15 protein-coding genes, 1 tRNA gene and 3 pseudogenes are annotated in these 17,443 nt (G+C 72.3%); 5 read left to right on the top strand and 14 right to left on the bottom strand.

The features are described 5' to 3' along the window. Positions 1–21: 21 nt before the first annotated feature. Complete coding sequence (locus tag P8T65_RS06270) at positions 22–1,482, bottom strand: tetratricopeptide repeat protein (protein ID WP_316724380.1); 1,461 nt, start codon at positions 1,480–1,482, stop codon at positions 22–24. A 375-nt stretch (positions 1,483–1,857) separates the two neighbouring features. On the opposite strand from P8T65_RS06270, the gene P8T65_RS06275 reads away from it, so the two are divergent. Next, complete coding sequence (locus P8T65_RS06275; protein ID WP_316724381.1) at positions 1,858–2,256, top strand: peptidoglycan-binding domain-containing protein; 399 nt, start codon at positions 1,858–1,860, stop codon at positions 2,254–2,256. A gap of 39 nt (positions 2,257–2,295) precedes the next feature. Continuing rightward, positions 2,296–3,150 (top strand): peptidoglycan recognition family protein, encoded by an 855-nt coding sequence (locus P8T65_RS06280; RefSeq protein ID WP_316724382.1) that lies wholly within the window; start codon positions 2,296–2,298, stop codon positions 3,148–3,150. A 50-nt stretch (positions 3,151–3,200) separates the two neighbouring features. Here P8T65_RS06280 and P8T65_RS06285 read toward each other — a convergent pair whose 3' ends face one another. Next, positions 3,201–4,190: an NAD(P)-dependent alcohol dehydrogenase gene (locus P8T65_RS06285; protein WP_316724383.1), complete on the bottom strand. Its 990-nt coding sequence runs from the start codon at positions 4,188–4,190 to the stop codon at positions 3,201–3,203. Positions 4,191–4,336: 146 nt separating this feature from the next. Beyond that, the gene (locus P8T65_RS06290; RefSeq protein WP_316724385.1) at positions 4,337–4,987 is read right to left on the bottom strand and encodes a TetR/AcrR family transcriptional regulator C-terminal domain-containing protein; all 651 of its coding nucleotides are present in this window, start codon (positions 4,985–4,987) and stop codon (positions 4,337–4,339) included. A gap of 221 nt (positions 4,988–5,208) precedes the next feature. Here P8T65_RS06290 and P8T65_RS06295 point away from each other — a divergent pair. After that, positions 5,209–5,589: pseudogene (locus P8T65_RS06295) on the top strand (zinc-binding dehydrogenase); the annotation flags it as partial. Between the two features lie 206 nt (positions 5,590–5,795). Here P8T65_RS06295 and P8T65_RS06300 read toward each other — a convergent pair. Continuing rightward, a tRNA-Pro gene (locus P8T65_RS06300) sits at positions 5,796–5,869 on the bottom strand. A gap of 122 nt (positions 5,870–5,991) precedes the next feature. Between P8T65_RS06300 and P8T65_RS06305 the strand changes: the two are divergent. Both P8T65_RS06305 and P8T65_RS06310 read left to right on the top strand, forming a co-directional pair. Further along, positions 5,992–6,563: pseudogene (locus tag P8T65_RS06305) on the top strand (transketolase); the annotation flags it as partial. A gap of 93 nt (positions 6,564–6,656) precedes the next feature. Next, positions 6,657–7,567, top strand: a pseudogene (locus tag P8T65_RS06310) (transketolase). A gap of 27 nt (positions 7,568–7,594) precedes the next feature. Here the strand turns inward: P8T65_RS06310 and P8T65_RS06315 are convergent. The 10 genes from P8T65_RS06315 to P8T65_RS06360 form a co-directional block, all read right to left on the bottom strand. Further along, positions 7,595–7,954 (bottom strand): MmcQ/YjbR family DNA-binding protein, encoded by a 360-nt coding sequence (locus tag P8T65_RS06315; protein ID WP_184902064.1) that lies wholly within the window; start codon positions 7,952–7,954, stop codon positions 7,595–7,597. A 107-nt stretch (positions 7,955–8,061) separates the two neighbouring features. Then, a complete protein-coding gene (locus P8T65_RS06320; protein ID WP_184902062.1) occupies positions 8,062–8,961 on the bottom strand; it encodes a LysR family transcriptional regulator in 900 nt (299 codons plus the stop codon). 82 nt (positions 8,962–9,043) lie between these two features. Continuing rightward, entirely contained in the window at positions 9,044–10,243 is a 1,200-nt protein-coding gene (locus P8T65_RS06325; RefSeq protein WP_316724386.1) for a glycine C-acetyltransferase, read from the bottom strand. A gap of 50 nt (positions 10,244–10,293) precedes the next feature. Next, on the bottom strand, positions 10,294–11,322 hold the full coding sequence (gene tdh, locus P8T65_RS06330; protein ID WP_316724387.1) for an L-threonine 3-dehydrogenase: 1,029 nt from the start codon (positions 11,320–11,322) through the stop codon (positions 10,294–10,296). A gap of 216 nt (positions 11,323–11,538) precedes the next feature. Then, on the bottom strand, positions 11,539–12,096 hold the full coding sequence (locus P8T65_RS06335) for a GAF domain-containing protein (protein WP_316724388.1): 558 nt from the start codon (positions 12,094–12,096) through the stop codon (positions 11,539–11,541). Continuing rightward, positions 12,093–12,692, bottom strand: coding sequence for an ATP/GTP-binding protein (locus tag P8T65_RS06340; RefSeq protein ID WP_045556838.1), 600 nt, complete (start codon positions 12,690–12,692; stop codon positions 12,093–12,095). The genes P8T65_RS06335 and P8T65_RS06340 overlap by 4 nt, the downstream gene beginning before the upstream one ends. Next, complete coding sequence (locus P8T65_RS06345) at positions 12,670–13,041, bottom strand: DUF742 domain-containing protein (RefSeq protein WP_239760658.1); 372 nt, start codon at positions 13,039–13,041, stop codon at positions 12,670–12,672. The genes P8T65_RS06340 and P8T65_RS06345 overlap by 23 nt, the downstream gene beginning before the upstream one ends. A gap of 2 nt (positions 13,042–13,043) precedes the next feature. Continuing rightward, positions 13,044–13,475: a roadblock/LC7 domain-containing protein gene (locus tag P8T65_RS06350; RefSeq protein ID WP_184902050.1), complete on the bottom strand. Its 432-nt coding sequence runs from the start codon at positions 13,473–13,475 to the stop codon at positions 13,044–13,046. Between the two features lie 83 nt (positions 13,476–13,558). Beyond that, positions 13,559–15,874, bottom strand: a complete 2,316-nt coding sequence (locus P8T65_RS06355; RefSeq protein ID WP_316724390.1) for an ATP-binding protein — start codon at positions 15,872–15,874, stop codon at positions 13,559–13,561. Between the two features lie 386 nt (positions 15,875–16,260). Continuing rightward, entirely contained in the window at positions 16,261–17,439 is a 1,179-nt protein-coding gene (locus P8T65_RS06360) for an MBL fold metallo-hydrolase (protein ID WP_316724391.1), read from the bottom strand. Positions 17,440–17,443 lie beyond the last annotated feature (4 nt).

The raw sequence follows: 17,443 nt of genomic DNA on the forward strand, positions 1-17,443 counted from the left end.
GCGGGTGGCACCGGCCGGGGCTCAGGGTTTCGGTCCGAGGTAGGCGGCGTGCGGGTTCCCGCTGAGCCTCGCCGCGGCGGGGGCCGCCAGTTCGGTCGCCGTGGCGCGGGCGACGGCGGCGCGGCCCGCTTCCCCGAGGGCCTCGGCGAGACGGGCCCGGCCGAGCCAGTTGTAGGGGCTGTGCGGGCTCAGACCGGTGCGTTCGCCGAGCAGGAGCCGGGCCAGGTCGTCCCGGCGCGCGCGGAGGGCCGCCTCCAGCAGGGTCCGCTGGACCACGTCCCGCTGGGCGTGGCTGCCGCCGAAGGTGTGCAGTCGGCGGCGGATCGGCCACAGGAGGTCCACCACCGTCGCGTGGTCCGCACGGGCGAACGCCACCAGCGCCTCGCACACCGGCAGCCCGATCTCGGCGGTCATCGCGCGGTTGGTGCGGGGCCGCCCGTCCTCCTGGGCCGCCCGCAGCCAGCGCCGCCGGTCGGCGACGAACTCGTCCGCGGTGTCCAGCCGCCCGGCTCCCGCGAACGCCATGACGGCGTGCACGTCGTTGAAGGCGTAGAACGGCGGGTCCTCGCGCGCGGCCCACGCGTCGGCCAGTGACCGCCAACGGGCCTCCTGGTCCACGCCGTCCAGGAGGAACCGCCACAACAGCGAGGCGGCGTCGAGGAGTTCCATGACGAACCCGGACGAGTTCTCGTGGTGCAGCACGGCGTCGTAGATCCGCAGGGCCGTGGCGGTGTCGCCCGCCTCCAGCGCGTACAGGGCGTAGTGCCACCAGCTGTGCACCGTCAGCAGGCTGCCGCTCGCCCAGTCGTCGAGGCGAGCGTCGAGGAAGTCGAGCCCCTCGGCGAACCGGCCCCGCATCTCGTGCACATGGACGACGGCGTGGATGGCCCAGATGTCACGGGGGTTCCGCTCGACGGCGGCACGGGCCACCTCATCGGCCCGGTCGTAGTGGCCCGACTCCTCCAGGCCGAACGCGTACATGCCCAGGAGCGGCCCGCGGTGGGGGTCGTCCGTGTCCCACGCCGGCAGGGCTCCGCCGATCCGGTCCCGCAGCCGCGTGGCGTCCCCCGTGAAGAAGTCGAGCTGGTGGCCCACCGCCAGGGCGAGCGGATCACGCGGGCACTCCACGACCAGGTCCTCCAGGATCCGACCGGCCAGACCCAGATCGCCGTCGAGCCAGGCTCCCGCCGCGGCCATGTGCATCCGCTCCCGCCGGGGCAGCGCCGCATGGTCCAGCCCGGCGCTGAACTCCCGGAACCGACGGCCCGCCTCCTCGGCATCCCGGGACTCGGTGCCCAGCACCCCCAGATACGCCGCGAACGCCTGGGCCAGCGGCGATCCGGGGCACGCCGCCACGGCGTCCGCGACGGCGGTCGGGAAATCCGGCCGGAAGAACAACAGCCCCTCCACGGCCCGGTCCAGATGCCCCGCTCCCTCGACGTCGCACTCGTGGAGGCGGTTTCCGTACCGGTCGTTCACCATCGCAGCTCATCTCCGGCGCGTGTCGGGTGTCGCGTATCGAGTGTGAGTGTCGTCGGCCGGACCGCGGTCGTCGGCGACGACACCGCGGCACAGCCCGGGTCCCCATCCAACCGACCAGCCACCGCCCAGTCCACCGCGCACCCCCGACACGCCCCGGATCACCACCGCGCGCCGGATGTGGCGCCCTGTGCACCCCTCCCCTCCCCTCGCGGGGACTTGGAACCATTGCCTCCGTTTCTCCGCCCGCCACCCACCCCCGCCTGCGTCTTTTCGGCAGGGTCGAACGAGCGTGACAGCCGTCGCGCACCACCGGCACCATCGAGTCACACCGGAACGACTCCGTATGCGCGTACCGACGTCTGGAGTGACATCCGTATGAGAAGCAACAGGATCGCGGTGGTCGTCGCCGCCACGGCCGTGCTGCTGGCCGGGGGGATCGACGGGGTCCGGGCCGCGAGTGCCGCGCCCACGGCCGCCGACCACTGCGGCGGTTACTGGGACACGAGCTGGCCCCCTCCGGAGATCGTCCAGGGCGACGTCGACACGACGAGCCCGTCCGCGGTCATGCTCGGGCAGTGTTATCTGAACCTCTCCATGTCGGGCGACAACCTGACGGTCGACGGCAGGTTCGGACCCAACACGCGCCTGGCGACCGTACGTTTCCAGCAGTGCGCCGGCATCGACGACGACGGAGCCATCGGCCCGGTCACCTGGCCCCTGCTCCGCTCCTGGGCGAACAGCTCGGGCTATGTCTGCGACCTCGACCTGCCCTGACCCCCACTCGCCGGCCACCGCCGCTCCGGAAGGACAGCCATGCATCCGAGGCACACGTCTCCGTCCGACTCCACCGACCCCACAGCCTCCTGCGGCTCCACCAACTCCCCAGCCTCCTCCGCCTCGCCCGGCGCGCCCGCCACCTTCGGCGCGTTACCCAGGCGCGCGCTGCTGGGGGCCCTCGGCGCCGTCGCCGTGACGGGAGCCGTCTCCCGCCCGGCCGCGGCGGCGGGCTCCCCCACGGCCGGCTCCCCGTCCGCCGGCTCCCGCTCCGCCGCCTACGTCCTGCTGTCCCGGCAGTCCTGGGGCGCGGACGAGAGCCTGCGCTTCGGCGCGGACGGCAGCGAGACCTGGCCGCCCGACTACCACCCGGTACAGACCCTGTCCGTGCACCACACCGGCAGCGCGAACGGCGAGGCCAACCCCGCGGCCCGGGTCCGCACGATCTACCGCGACCAGACGGTCGGTCAGGGCTGGGGCGACATCGGCTACCACTACCTCATCGACGCGGACGGACGGGTCTACGAAGGACGGTGGTCCGGCACCGACGGGGACCCCGCGCACAACGCGGCGGGACGGCTGGTCACCGGCGCCCACATCAGCACGTACAACACGGGGAACGTCGGGATCGCCCTGCTGGGGACGTTCAGCGCCGTCGCGCCCACGGCCGCCGCGCGCGGCGCGCTCGTCCAACTGCTGGCGGAACTCGCCACACGGCACTCCATCAACCCCCTTCAGCAGAAGGTGGTCTACGTCAACCCCGTCAGCGGCGTCATGTGGGACGGCCCCGCCATCTCCGGCCACCGCGACTGGGTGGCCACCGACTGCCCCGGCGGCGTACTGCACTCCCAGCTACCGGCGATCCGCTCGGACGTGGCGGCCCTGATGGGGTGACACGGTCGGCCCGCTCGCACCGTAGGCCGCACGGTCGGTCGAGGGGACGCTCACCGCACGGTGATCACCGCCTTTCCCCGGGCGTGGCCCCGCTCCACATGACGTACACCCTCGGCCGTGTCGGCCAGGGGGTACGTCCGGTCGACGACCGGGGTGAGTTCACCGGTCCCGATGAGCGCGGTGACGGCGAGCAGGTCGTCGTGGACCGGGCCGGACGGGGGCGAGGGCAGGATGGGCCGAAGCCGTCGGCGGGTGAACAGGTCGGCCACACCCCGGCGCAGCATGGAGCCCATCGCACCGAACACATGGCCGGGCGAGCCGCCACCGTTGGCGACCAGGGTCCCCGCAGGCGTGAGCGCCCGGCGCAGACGCGCCAGCTGGTGGTTGCCCACGTTGTCCAGGATCACGTCGTACCGCGTACGTGCGCCGGTGAAGTCCTCCCGGGCGTAGTCGACGGCGTGCGCGGCGCCCAGCGAGCGCACGAGATCGATGTTGCGGGCGCTGCACACCCCGGTCACCTCGGCCCCCAGGGCGACGGCGATCTGTACGGCGAACGTACCCACGCCACCGCCCGCCCCGTTGACCAGCACCCGCTGCCCGGCCCGCACCCGACCTACGGTCCGGATGCCGCGCAGGGCGGTCACCGCCCCCATCGGTACGGCCGCGGCCTGCTCGAACGTGAGGTTCGCGGGCTTGCGGACCAGGAAGTCCGCCCTGGCGCACGCGAATTCGGCGAAGGAGCCGGGGCAGAATCCCATGACCTCGTCGCCGGGCCGGAGCCCGCGCACGCCGTCGCCGACCGCCTCGACCACGCCCGCGGCGTCGATCCCGGCCACCCGGCACTTCGGCCGCGTCAGCCCGACGACTCCCGACAGCCGCGCCACGTAAGGGTCGCCACGCAGCATGTGCCAGTCGTACGGGTTGAGCGCGGCGGCGCGCATCCGCACCAACACCCCGTCGGCTCCGACCTCCGGACGGTCGATGTCCGCCAGTCGCAGGACGTCAGGCGGGCCGAACCGCTCCTGGACGATCGCCTTCATCGGTCTCCCCCTCACCTCGCCACCACCAGGTGTACGGCGTACACCTCTTCAAGGGCAAAGTAGGTGTACGCCGTACACCCGTCAAGGGGGCGGTTCAGTCGAGCTCGCGGCAAGTCCCGTGGAAAGCCAGGGCGTTCGTCGCCCGATCAGCGCGCGCCGAGGAGTCGTTCCAGGCCGTCCAGCGTCAGGTCCAGCGCGAACTCGAACTCGAACTGGTCGTCACAGCCCGAGCCGACGACCGAATCGCGGTCGTGGACGACCGCCGCGGCCAACGCGGCGATGTGCGGGTAGCGCACGGCCATCTCCTCGGGCGGCAGGGCGTCCGGGTCGGGCTCGCGGCCGGAGGAGTCCTCGAACAACTCCTGGGAGAAACCCAGCAGGCGGCTGCCCATGACGTGCATCGCGTGATGCGTCAGGTCGATCGGGAAACCCCCGGCCCGGAAGATCCCGATCATCGAGTCCAGATACTCCATGACCGCGGGCGTGGGAGTGGTCCGTGCCTTGATGCGCGACTCGATCACCTCGGGCGCCCACGGGTGGCGCAGCAGCATGCGGCGGGCCGAGAGGACCCGGCTGCGGATGGCGGTCTTCCAGGCGACGTCGGCGACCGGCGGGTCGATCTCGGCGACGAGGACGTCGATCATGCCGTCCAGCAACTCGTTCTTGTTCGCCACGTGCTTGTAGAGCGCCATGGGCACGACGCCGAGCGCCTGGGCGATCTTGCGCATGCTCAGCGCGTCGACCCCGCCCTCGTCGGCCAGGGCGACAGCGGCACCCAGAACGCGCCCTCTGCTCAAGGGCGTTCGCGACTGTGCGGCGGAGCCCGCCGGCGTGCTCGTCTCCACGATCCCCTCTCGTACGGGCGAGGTCGCCGCCCGGAGGCACCGCCTTCCCGTCGTCGACGGTACAGCGCCCCCACTCTGGCCGACGGATGATCGCACCATTGAACCCGGTGGCCGAATCTGCTCACTCTCCGGCGGGATTTCCACTGCCGCTTATCGGATGACTTCGCCCGTTTCTGATTAGGTTCCTGGCCGTGCGCCCCGGCGTCACCGTGGTGATCAGCGGCGCGTCCGGCGCGGTCGGCTCGCCGGTGGGCCGGCTGGCCCGGCGGGCGGGTGCCGGGCGGATCGTCGGCACGACCTCCTCGCCGGGCAAGGCCGAGTACCTGCGGGAGCTCGGCTTCGACGAGGTGGTGCTCCACGACCGGGCCGACGACGCGGAGAAGGTACGGCAGGCGCTGCTGCTCGCCGCCCCCGACAGGGTCGACCGCTACTTCGACAACCTCGGCGGTACGGTCACCGACGCGGTGTTCACCATGCTCAACGTGGACAGCCAGGTGGCCGTCTGCTGGCCGTGGGCCACCACGGCGAACGGCGACCTGACCGGCCCGCGGCTCTGACGGACCGGGACCGAGCACGGCGTGACGGCGAGCGTCCCGTCGTGCGCGAGCGCGACGGTCTCGACGCGGCCAGGCCGAGCCCGACGTCGCGTGGCAGCTGGTGAACGTCGCGGCGGCCGTACGGGCCCGGCCGCCGGGCGATACGCGGAAGGGTCTGTACCGGATCACTCCGGTACAGCCCCTCCACCTACGACTCTCTCGAGTCGGGACGACAGGATTTGAACCTGCGACCCCTTGACCCCCAGTCAAGTGCGCTACCAAGCTGCGCCACGTCCCGGTGCCCGTCTGACCTGGGGTTTCCCCTGGCTGAACGTGCACGGAAACAATACCGCACTCGGGCCGGTGGTCGCGCACGCGTTTTTCGCCGCGAGGGAGGGGAGGCACCCTCGCACCCCCGGCCGGGTGCTGCGGGTGGGGCCGGGGCGGCCGGAGGACCGGGACCGGGACCGGTTCCTGCTGTCGAAGGGGCACGGGCCGATGGCGTACTACGCGGTACTCGCCGCGAAGGGCTTCGTGCCGGTCGACTGGCTGCCCGGCTTCGGTTCCTACGACTCGCCGCTCGGCCACCACCCGGACCGGGTGCCGGTGCCGGGCGCGGAGATCGGCAGCGGGTCGCTCGTCACGGCCTGCCGATCGCGATCGGGACGGCGCTCGGGCTGCGGGCCCAGGGACGGCTCGCCCCGGCCGTGTGGGTGCTGATCGGGGACGCGGAGCTGGACGAGGGCAGCAATCACGAGGCGATCGCGTACGCCGGTCCCGCCGGCCTCGACCGGCTCCACACCGTCGTGATCGACAACTCCTCCGCCGGTCACGCGCTGCCCGGCGGTATCGCCGCGCGGTTCGAGGTGGCGGGCTGGTCCACCGAAACCGTGGACGGGCGCGACCACGAGGCGCTGCACGCCGCCTTCACCGCGCCGCACCCGGGGCGGCCCCGGGCCGTGGTGGCCCGTGTCGAGCCGAAGAACGCCTGAATCAAGGCCCGACCGCCTGAGCCCAGCCCGACGCGCCCCGACCCGACGCGACCCCAAGAGTTCCGCAACCACCCTGGAAGGACGCACGACCTCATGAACACCATGCGTGATCGCCTCGCCACCGTCGTCTCCGGTCTGCTCGACGAGGACCCCCGGGTCACGGTGGTTCTCGCCGAGATCGGCCGGGACGGCTTCGTGGAGGCCGCGCGCCGCCATCCGGACCGGGTGATCAACGTCGGCATCCGGGAGCAACTGCTGATCGGCGCGGGCGCGGGCCTGGCGCTGGCCGGGATGCGGCCCGTGGTGCACACCTTCGCGAGCTTCCTCGTGGAACGGCCCTTCGAGCAGGTGAAACTGGATCTGGGGCACCAGGACGTGGGCGCGGTGCTGGTCAGCGCCGCCGCGACCCACGACTGGCCCGCGGGCGGCTTCACCCACATGGCACCCGGCGACGTGGCCGTCCTGCACACACTCGACGGGTGGACCGTGCACGTACCGGGGCACCCCGACGAGGCCGAGACGCTGATCCGGCACGCGGTCGGCGCGGGCGAGGGCAAGGACGACAAGGTGTACGTACGGCTGTCCGCGCAGTCCAACGGGTCGGCGCTCGCGGTGGACGGACAGCGGTTCCGCACCGTGCGGGAGGGCGCCGCGGGGTCGTCGTCGCCGTCGCCGTCGGGCCCATGCTCGACGCCGTCCTCGCGGCGACCGAGGGGCTCGATGCGACGGTGCTGTACGCGTCGACCGTGCGCCCGTTCGACTCGGCCGCGTTGCGCCGGGCCACCGACTCGGCGGGGACGGACGTCGTCCTCGTCGAGCCCTACCTGGCGGGCACGACGAGGGCTGCCGCCAACGACGCGCTCGCTCAAGTGCCGCACCGGGTCCTCGGGCTGGGGGTGGGTCGGCGAGAGCTGCGCCGCTACGGGCAGCTCGATGAGCACGTGGCCGCGCACGGGTTGGACGCGGCCTCGCTGCGGGAGCGGATCACGGGGTTCCTGCGGTAGGTAGCGGCACGGGCGGGCCCGGGCAGCTCAGTCGGCGGCCGGGAGCCCCAACTCGGGGTGGGCGTCGAGGAGTCGGGTCGGTGCCGACTGGCGCCAGGAGTCGGCGAGGACGTCGCGCAGCTCGGCCTCGTCCTCCAGGGCGGAGAGTCGCACCCTCACCCAGGCGAACCCGGCCTCGTGGTCGGCGATCCAGAACTTGCCGGGCTCGGCGAGGACCAGCTCGTCCCGCTCGACCTTGGGGCACCGCACGGCCATGGACGTCTCGTCCTCCGGCAGCGTCGCGAACATCTTCCCCGCCACCCGGAACGTGGGCATGCTCCAGGCGATCTTCTCCGTACTGTCGGGCAGGGAGAGGGCGACTCGTCGTACGTCTTCAGCATCGGGCATGGAACGCACGGTAGCGGTGACCACTGACACTCACCGAGGCCGCTTGTAGTAGATCGACGTCGGCCGCAGCGCCCCGTGCGGGTCCGCCGCCTGGAGAACGCTCCCGCTCACCCGGCCGCCTCCCCCAGCGCTTCCAGCACCGGCCGGATCAGCGGGTGCCCCTCCGCGCCACGGCGCACGGCGGCGAAGACCCGGCGGGTGGGGGCCACGCCGTCGACGGGGCGTACGACGACACCCGTGAGGTCCGTGCCGCGCAGCGCGGAGCGGGGCACGAGGGCTACTCCCGCGTCGGCGGAGGCGAGGGCGACCACGGCGCGGAAGTCGTCGGAGGAGTGTTCGAGACGGGGCTGGAAGCCGGCGTTCTCGCAGGCCAGGACGACGACGTCATGACACGGGTTGCCGGGGTAGGGGCCGATCCAGGGGTCCTTGGCCAGTTCGGCGAGCGGCACCTCGGCCGAGTCGGCGAGACGGTGGCCCACGGGCACGACCGCGTCGAACGGCTCGGCGTACAGCGCGACGTGCGTCAGGCGGGGGTCGTCGGCGGCCGGCGCGCCCCGGTACTCGACGGCCACGGCGATGTCGACCTGCCGGTCCAGGACCATCGGCAGGCTCGCGTCGCCCTCGGCATCCTGAACGCGCAGGCTGATGCCGGGCGCGGACACGGCGAGACGGGCCAGCGCGGGTGCCACGACCTGGGCGATCCCGGTGGCGAAGGAGGCGACGGTGACGGTGCCGGCCTCGCCCGAGCTGTACGCGGCCAGTTCCGCCGCCGCCAGTTCCAGCCGGGCGAGCACGGCGTTGGTGTGGCCGAGCAGGATCTCGCCGGCCGGGGTCAGCCGTACGCCTTTGGCACCCCGTTCGACCAGACGGTGTCCCGTCTCCTGTTCCAGGGCCGTGAGCTGCTGGGAGACGGCGGAGGGCGTCAGATACAGCGCGGCGGCAGCCGCCGTCACCGTACGGTGGTCGGCCACCGCACGAAGGATGTGGAGCCGCCGCGCTTCGATCATGGGATCGATTCTCTCAAATGCCCGCTTTACCCCGGAGCCGCCCGCATCGGGCCCCCGCCCCGGCCGACCCGCTTCGCTCCGCTCAGGTCTCCAGCTCCGCCCGTGCCGCCACGAACGCGTCCACCGCCCGGTGCACGTCCGCCGTCGAGTGCGCGGCGGAGAGCTGGACGCGGATGCGGGCCTGGCCCTGCGGGACGACCGGGTAGGAGAAACCGATCACGTAGACGCCACGTTCCAGGAGCAGCTCCGCCAGGCGCCCCGCCTTCGCCGCGTCGCCGATCATGACGGGGGCGATCGGGTGGTCGCCGGGGAGGATGTCGAAGCCCTCCTCGGTCATGCGGCGGCGGAACAGCGCCGTGTTCTCGGCGAGACGGACGCGCAGGTCGTCGGCCGACTCCAGGAGGTCGAGCACCTTCAGGGAGGCCGCCGCGATCACCGGCGCGAGGGTGTTGGAGAAGAGGTACGGGCGGGAGCGCTGGCGCAGCAGGGCGACGATCTCGGCGCGGGCGGCGACATAGCCGCCGGAGGCGCCGCCGAGGGCCTTGCCGAGGGTGCCGGTGATGATGTCGACGCGGTCCATGACGCCGTGCAGCTCGGGGGTGCCGCGGCCGCCGGGGCCGGTGAAGCCGACGGCGTGGGAGTCGTCGACCATGACCATGGCGTCGTGGCGGTCGGCGAGGTCACAGATCTCGCGGAGCGGGGCCACATAGCCGTCCATGGAGAACACGCCGTCGGTGACGATCAGCTTCCGGCGGGCGCCGCCCTCGGTGGCCTCCTTCAACTGGCGTTCCAGGTCGGCCAGATCACGGTTGGCGTAGCGGAAGCGGCGGGCCTTGGAGAGCCGGATGCCGTCGATGATCGAGGCGTGGTTGAGGGCGTCGGAGATCACCGCGTCCTCGGGGCCGAGCAGGGTCTCGAAGACGCCGCCGTTGGCGTCGAAGCAGGAGGAGTAGAGGATCGTGTCCTCCTGGCCGAGGAACGCCGACAGTCGCGCCTCCAGTTCCTTGTGCACCTCCTGGGTGCCGCAGATGAAGCGCACGGAGGCCATGCCGTAGCCCCAGCGGTCGAGGGCCTCGTGGGCGGCGGCGATCACCTCGGGGTGGTCGGCGAGGCCGAGGTAGTTGTTGGCGCAGAAGTTGAGGACCTCACCGGGACGGCCGCCGGCGGTGACCGCCACGGTCGCCGACTGCGGGGTGCCGATGACGCGCTCGGGCTTGTGCAGCCCGGCGGCACGGATCTCGTCGAGGGTGGTGCGCAGGTCGTCGCGCACGGAGTCGAACATCGTGAACTCCTAGAAGAAGCAGGTGACTACGCGGTCCGGAAGCCGGTGGCTCACGCAGTCCAATCAAGGATGACCTTGCCGCCGGCACCACTCGCCGCGTCCGCGAACGCCGCCTCGTGGTCGCGGTAGCCGTAGCGGCCGGTGATGACGGGGGCCAGGTCGAGGCCGCCCTCCAGGAGGACCGTCATCGCGTACCAGGTCTCGAACATCTCCCGGCCGTAGATCCCCTTGATGGTGATCATGGAGGTGACGATGCGGGCCCAGTCGACTGCGAACTCCTCGGACGGCAGTCCGAGCATGGCGATCCGGCCGCCGTGCGTCATGTTGGCGATCATGTCGCGCATCGCGGCGGGGTTGCCGGACATCTCCAGACCTATGTCGAAGCCCTCCCGCAGACCGAGGGCCCGCTGGCCGTCGGCGATGGTCGACTCCCGCACGTCGAGCGCGAGGCTGACCCCGATCTTGCGGGCGAGTTCCAGCCGGTCCTCGCTGACGTCCGTGACCACGACATGGCGGGCCCCGGCGTGCCGGGCGACGGCGGCGGCCATCAGCCCGATGGGGCCCGCCCCGGTGATCAGGACGTCCTCGCCGACCAGCGGGAAGGAGAGCGCGGTGTGCACGGCGTTGCCGAACGGGTCGAAGATCGCGGCCACGTCGAGGTCGACGGGGACGCGGTGCACCCAGACGTTGCTCGCCGGCAGGGCCACGTACTCGGCGAACGCGCCGTCGCGTCCGACGCCGAGGCCGACGGTGGCCCGGCACAGGTGGCGGCGGCCTGCGAGACAGTTGCGGCACTTGCCGCACACCAGGTGGCCCTCGCCGCTGACCCGGTCGCCGACCCGGATGTCGGTGACGGCACCGCCGGTCTCCACGACCTCACCGACGAACTCGTGGCCGGCCACGAGCGGGGTGCGGATGGTCTGCCGGGCCCAGCCGTCCCAGGACCGGATGTGCAGGTCGGTGCCGCAGATCCCGGTCCGCAGGACCTTGATCAGGACGTCACCGGGGCCGATCTCGGGCTCCGGGACGTCGACGAGCCACAGCCCGGGCTCCGCCTTCTCCTTGACCAGCGCCTTCAACGCTACGGCTCCTGTGGGTGCGCCCCCGGTACGGCCCATGACGAACGGACCCGTACCGGGGAGAGGGGTGGAATCGCCGATCAATCTGCCGCACACCGATACCCCGGGTCCATCGAGCTTTTCTTAAGCTCCGCCGCAGCTTTCCTTCACACCCGCGGCAGCGATCCGCCGTGGACCGCACCGCCGATCCGCCATGAAGTGCCCTCCCCTCGGGCGTTACGGAAACGCCTCCCGTCCCTCGATCCGGGCGGCGAGCTGCGCGGCCATCGCCTTGATGGTCTCCAGACCCGCCGTGCCCCATGAGCGCGGCTGGACGTCCATGACACAGACCGTGCCGAGGGCTATGCCCGTACGGTCGAGGAGGGGGGCGCCGAGGTAGGAGCGGATGCCGTGGTCGTCGACGACGGGGTTGCCGGCGAACTTCGGGTACTCGCGGACGTCTTCGAGGACGAGCCCCTTGCGGCGCACCACCACATAGGGGCAGAACCCGTGGTCGCGGGCGAGACGACGATCGACACCGAGCACCGTGGTGTCCGCCGTGGGCTGCGCCGACACATGCAGGCCGGCGAAGAACTGTCGTTCCTCGTCGATGAAGTTGACCGTCGCGTACGGCACCGCGGCGACCTCCGCGAGCCGGTCCGCGAAGGCGTCGAACTCCGGTTCGACGTAGGCGCCGATCCCCAGCATCCGCAGCCGCGCCACGCGCTCGGGGGCGCCCGGGTCGTCGGGGGTGAGCAGCAGCCGTCCGACCGGACGCGGCGGGTCGTACGTCACGTGTGGGCTCCGTGGCTCGGCAGCTGCGCCGGGGTGTGGGCGAGGAGGTGCCGGACGAGGGTGAGCAGGGTCTGGACGCCCGAGCTGGAGATCCGGGCGTCGCAGCAGACGACGGGGATCTCCGGGTCGAGGTCGAGGGCCGCGCGCACCTCGTCGGCGTCGTAGCGGTAGGAGCCGTCGAACTCGTTGATGGCGACGATGAAGCCGAGGCCGCGTTGCTCGAAGAAGTCGACGGCGGCGAAGCAGTCCTCCAGGCGGCGCGTGTCGGCGAGGATGACCGCGCCGAGGGCGCCCTCGGAGAGTTCGTCCCACATGAACCAGAACCGTTGCTGTCCGGGGGTGCCGAACAGATAGAGCACATGGCGCGGGTCCAGGGTGATGCGGCCGAAGTCCATCGCGACGGTCGTCTCGACCTTGTTCTCGATGCCGTCGAGATTGTCGGTCGCGGCGCTCACGGTGGTGAGCAGTTCCTCCGTGCTCAGCGGCGCGATCTCGCTCACCGCGCCGACGAAGGTCGTCTTGCCGACCCCGAACCCTCCCGCCACCAGGATCTTGAGTGCGGTGGGGAAGGGGTCAGAGCTGTCGTCGTAGTCCATCGAGCACTGCCTCCAGAAGAGACCGGTCTGTCGGGTTGTGGTGGAAAACCGGGGGCTTGGTGGTGAGGGCTCCGCAGTCGACGAGGTCGGACAGCAGCACCTTGGTGACCGTCGCCGGCAACTTGAGGTGGGCGGCGATCTCGGCGACCGAGACGGGTGCCCGGCACAGGTCGAGTGCGGTCGCGTGCTCGGGGCCCAGATAGCCGAGGGGGGTCGCCCCGGTGGCCATCACCTGTGAGAGGAGATCGAGCGCGGTGGTCGGCCGGGTCCGGCCGTTGATGACGGTGTAGGGGCGCACCAGACGCCCGGCGGCGTCGTCGTACAAGGGTCCGTCGCCGGCCGCGGGCACGGTCAAGGCCTCATCGCGGAGGGTTCGACGGCTTGCCGGGGCTGGGTGACCAGGTACGGGCGGACGCTCTTGACCAGCATCGCCATCTCGTAGCCGAGGACGGCGGCGTCGGCCTCGCGTCCGGCGAGCACGGCGAGGCAGGTGCCGGAACCGGCCGTGGAGACGAACAGCAGGGTCGAGGCGAGTTCGACGACGACCTGGCGGACGTCGCCGCCGTCGCCGAAGCGGACGCCCGCGCTGCGTCCGAGGGAGTACAGGCCGGAGGCCAGGGCCGCCATGTGGTCGGCGCTGTCCGGGTCCAGGCCGTGGACCGACTTCACCAGCCCGTCACAGGAGAGCAGCACCGCGCTCGTGGTGTGCGGTACACGCTGGACGAGGCCGCTCATCAGCCAGTCGAGGTCGGATACATGGCCGGTCGGCGCATCGCTCGCCATGGTGGATCGACTCCTTGGGGTGCGTTGGTCTGCGGGAGCGCAGGGGGTGGGGGCCGTGGTGGTGGGGGTGGTGAGGGGGGTGGTCATCCGGCCGGTGTGCTCCCGTCCTGCCGGGGTGTGAGGTCGTGTGCCGCGTCGAGGGCGGACGGCGGTACGGCTATGGGGGCGCCGCCCCTGGGGTGTCCGCCCAGGGGTTGCGCGGCGTCCTTGTGGGGTGCGTCCATGTGGGCCAGCTCCCTGTGGAGTGCGTCGGCGCCGCCCGTGCCGTCGTGCGGGGCCGGGACTGGGTAGCCGGTGTTCGAGACTGTGCGCGTCTGTCCCGTGTCGATCCGGGACGCGGCGTCGGGGGCGGGCGGTGAGAAGTCCGCGGGGGACGCGAAGTCGCCCGGGGCGGCGACGTCCGCGCGCGAAGCGAAGTCGGGGCGGGAAGCGATGTCCGCGCGGGAGGTGAAGTCGGCGGGCGAAGCGCTGTCCGCGCGGGAACCGAAGTCGGTGGGAGTGGCGATGTCCACCTGCGGCGTGTCCAGGGTGGAGGTGTCCCAGTCCGAGCTCTCCATCTGGCGTGCCTCGGCGAGTCCGATGCCGCGCTGGAAGGCGGCCATCAGCCCGGGGTCGTGGCCGATGTAGTGGTCGGGGTCCTGCCGGGGCGTGGGCGCGGGGCCGCCGCGCAGCTGGGGCACGATGTGCTGCTGGGCGCGGCGGCGGGGCAGCTGGGGCTTGCCCATGGTCCCGCGGACGGCGCCGCCGACCCGGGGGGTCGGGGGTGTGCCGGCGTTGTCCGCGACCGTCCCCCGGTCGTCCGGGCGGATGCCGGGCACGGCCTCGGCCGGGTTGGGCCGGTCCTCCCGGGCGCCGCGTACCGGCAGCGGGGTCGGTCCGGTGCCGCTTCTGCCCGAGCCCTGCCGGACGCCGCCCCGGCCGGGGCCCTGTTGTCGGGGCACGGTGGCGCGTGCGGGGCTCGGCGCCGCGCGGTGGCCGGTCTCGGGACGTGCGGGCTGCGCGGGGGCCGGGCGGCCGGATCGCTCGTGCGCGTCGGCGGCGCGGGCGGGGCCGCCGGCCGTCGGACGGTCGGCGGGGCCGGGTGCGGACGCCCGCTGGGGCGGGGTGGCCGGTGCCTGGTGGGGCCCGGCGGGCCTGCGCGTGCCGGTGCTCTGCTCGGGGACGGCGTGGGTGTGCGGCAGGTCGTCGGGTTCGCCGCCGAGGAGGCCCTGAGGGACGACGAACGCGGCCTGGACGCCACCGTAGATGTTGCTCTGGAGGCGGACCTGGATGCCGTGGCGGCGGGCCAGCTGGGAGACGACGAAGAGTCCGATGCGGCCGTCCTGGAGGAGGCTGGCGACGTTTACCTGGTCAGGGTCGGCGAGCAGGGCGTTCATCTTGTTCTGCTCGGTGACGGGCATACCGAGACCGCGGTCCTCGACCTCGACGGCGAGGCCGGAGGTGACGAGATTGGCGCGGAGCAGGACCTGGGTGTGCGGGGCGGAGAAGACCGTGGCGTTCTCGACGAGCTCGGCGAGGAGGTGGATGACGTCGGCGACGGCGTGCCCGCGCAGGGTGCCGTCGACGGGGGGCACCAGCTTGACCCGGGAGTACTGCTCGACCTCGGCGATCGCGGAGCGCAGCACCTCGGTCATGGAGACGGGGTTGCTCCACTGGCGGCGGGAGACGGCACCGCCGAGGACGGCGAGGTTCTCGGCGTGACGGCGGATGCGGGTGGCGAGGTGGTCGACGTGGAAGAGGCCCTTGAGCAGGTCCGGGTCCTCGATCTCGTTCTCCAGGTCGTCGAGGATGGAGATCTCGCGCTGGACGAGGGACTGGAGTCGGCGGGCCAGGTTCACGAAGACTTCGAGCTTCTGTTCGCTGCCGGCGTGGCTGGAGAGCTGGGAGGCCTGGACGACGGCGGTGACGGCGCTGTCGTGGGCGCGGGCGAGGTCGGCGGCGAGCGGCTCGAAGTCGTCGGCGCCGGCGGCGGTTCTGACGCGGGGCCCGCGCGCGGGCGGCTGGTCGCCGCGCCGGAGCGCGTCGACCAGGGAGCGCAGGTCGTCCTCGCCCTTGCTGCTGGCCTCACGCAGGGCGCCCAGCCGTTCGCGGACGGACTTGGCGGTGCGCCCGGCGGCCACGGCGCCGATCGCGATGCCGGCGAGGGCCACGGCGGCGGCTCCGGCGAGGACCGCCCACAGAGTGAGGCTGGGGCGGGCGCCGCCGGCGCGGAAGGTGAAGAGGACGGCGGCGCAGGCGCTGAGGGCGACCGCGGTGGGGGGCAGGACCGCGAGGCGCACCAGCTGTGGCCGTATGTGGATCTCGGGCAGTGAGGGGACGGCGGCGCGGGTGGCCGATCGCCCGTGCCGCCCGCCCTCACGGCGGTCTGCGCGGGCGGCCGGTGCGCGAAGGTGAGACATCAGCGTCCTCGTACTGGTCCGTCTGGGTGTGGGGGGTGCCGCGTCCGGGCGACTCGGGCGTGCGCCCTCGCGTGTCGGTCGCGAGAGTCGAAGAATTCGGCACAGCGTCGCCCGACGGCAACTCACAGTAGTCGCCAACGCGTCATGTGCGGTGCGCAGTTGACAAAGACCGCCGTAATGCGTCCCGCTCTGGTATGAGGCTTCGCGCGAAAGTCCGATAATTCTTCGGAGGCTTGTTCCTGTCGGATTCCTTTTCCGCTCGAATTTCGATCAGAGTCGCTCAGAATGGGTCGGTAAGAGACGCAGAGGGCCGGGGAGCACAGTGCTCCCCGGCCCTCTGCGTCCATCGAAAAATCACCCTGTCGGGAGAATTCCCGACCGGATTCTCAGCCCTCCGCCACCAGGTCCAGCCGCTCCCCCACCGGGGGCCAGGCGGCCCAGCCGCCGACCGGCTGCTGGGAGACCGCGCGCCACCACGGATCCACCGGCGGGGTGTTCTTCGGCTCGAACGGCTCCCCCGGCCGCGGCGCGGCCATCGTGACCCCCGCGTCGTGGGTGGCCCACATCATGCGCTCGCCCGGCTCGGCCCAGGCGTGCATCGCCAGGTTGAACGTCGCCCAGTGGATCGGCATCATCACCCCGCCGGGCTCGCCGCCCTGCAGGTCGAGGTGGGTCCGCAGTCCCTCGTCGGGGGTCATGTGGATGTCGGGCCAATACTCCGAATAGGCACCCACCTGGATCATGGTGAGGTCGAACGGGCCGTGCGCGGCGCCGATGTCCTTGAAGCCCTCGAAGTACCCGGTGTCGCCGCTGTGGTAGATCCGGTGCTCCTCACCGGCGACGACCCAGGAGGCCCAGAGCGTGTGCTGGGTGTTGCGCAGGCCCCTGCCGCAGAAATGCCGCGCCGGGGTCGCGGTCAGGGTGAGGCCGCCGACCTTGGTGTCCTCGTGCCAGTCCAGCTCGCGGATCCGGTCCGCGGAGACCCCCCAGTGCTCCAGATGGGCGCCGACGCCCAGGGGCACGGCGAAGAGCGTGTCCGTGCCCGCCAATTCCTTGATCGAGGGCATGTCGAGGTGGTCGTAGTGGTCGTGCGAGATGACGACGACGTCGACCGGGCCGAGCGCGGCCAGCGGCACCGGCACGGGGTGCAGCCGCTTGGGCCCGGCGAAGGCGAACGGGGAGCAGCGCTCACCCCAGACCGGGTCGAAGAGCACCCGGTGGCCGTCGATCTCGGCGAGCACGCTGGAATGTCCCATCCAGGTGGTCCGCAGCCCGCTCGCCGGGGGCCTGGCCACGTCGGCGAGGGTCGTGGAGTGCACGGGGATCAGCCCCGCCGGGGCCCGCCGCACCCTCTCGTCCTTGCGGAAGTAGCTCTTCGCCATTTCCACGGCGGCACCCCCGGAGGGGCGGACCTGGGCGCCGTCGGGGTTCACGAAGACCCCGTTCGCGAAATGCGGGGATCTGCGGATCCGCTCCAATCGGGCGCCGCTCGGATCCGCGCCGAAGGCGGCGGGCCGCACTGCGCGCAGCCCCGAGCTCAGAGAACGGGATCCGGAACCGGACACGGCA

It is taken from the genome of Streptomyces sp. 11x1 (assembly GCF_032598905.1).
Taxonomy (GTDB): domain Bacteria; phylum Actinomycetota; class Actinomycetes; order Streptomycetales; family Streptomycetaceae; genus Streptomyces.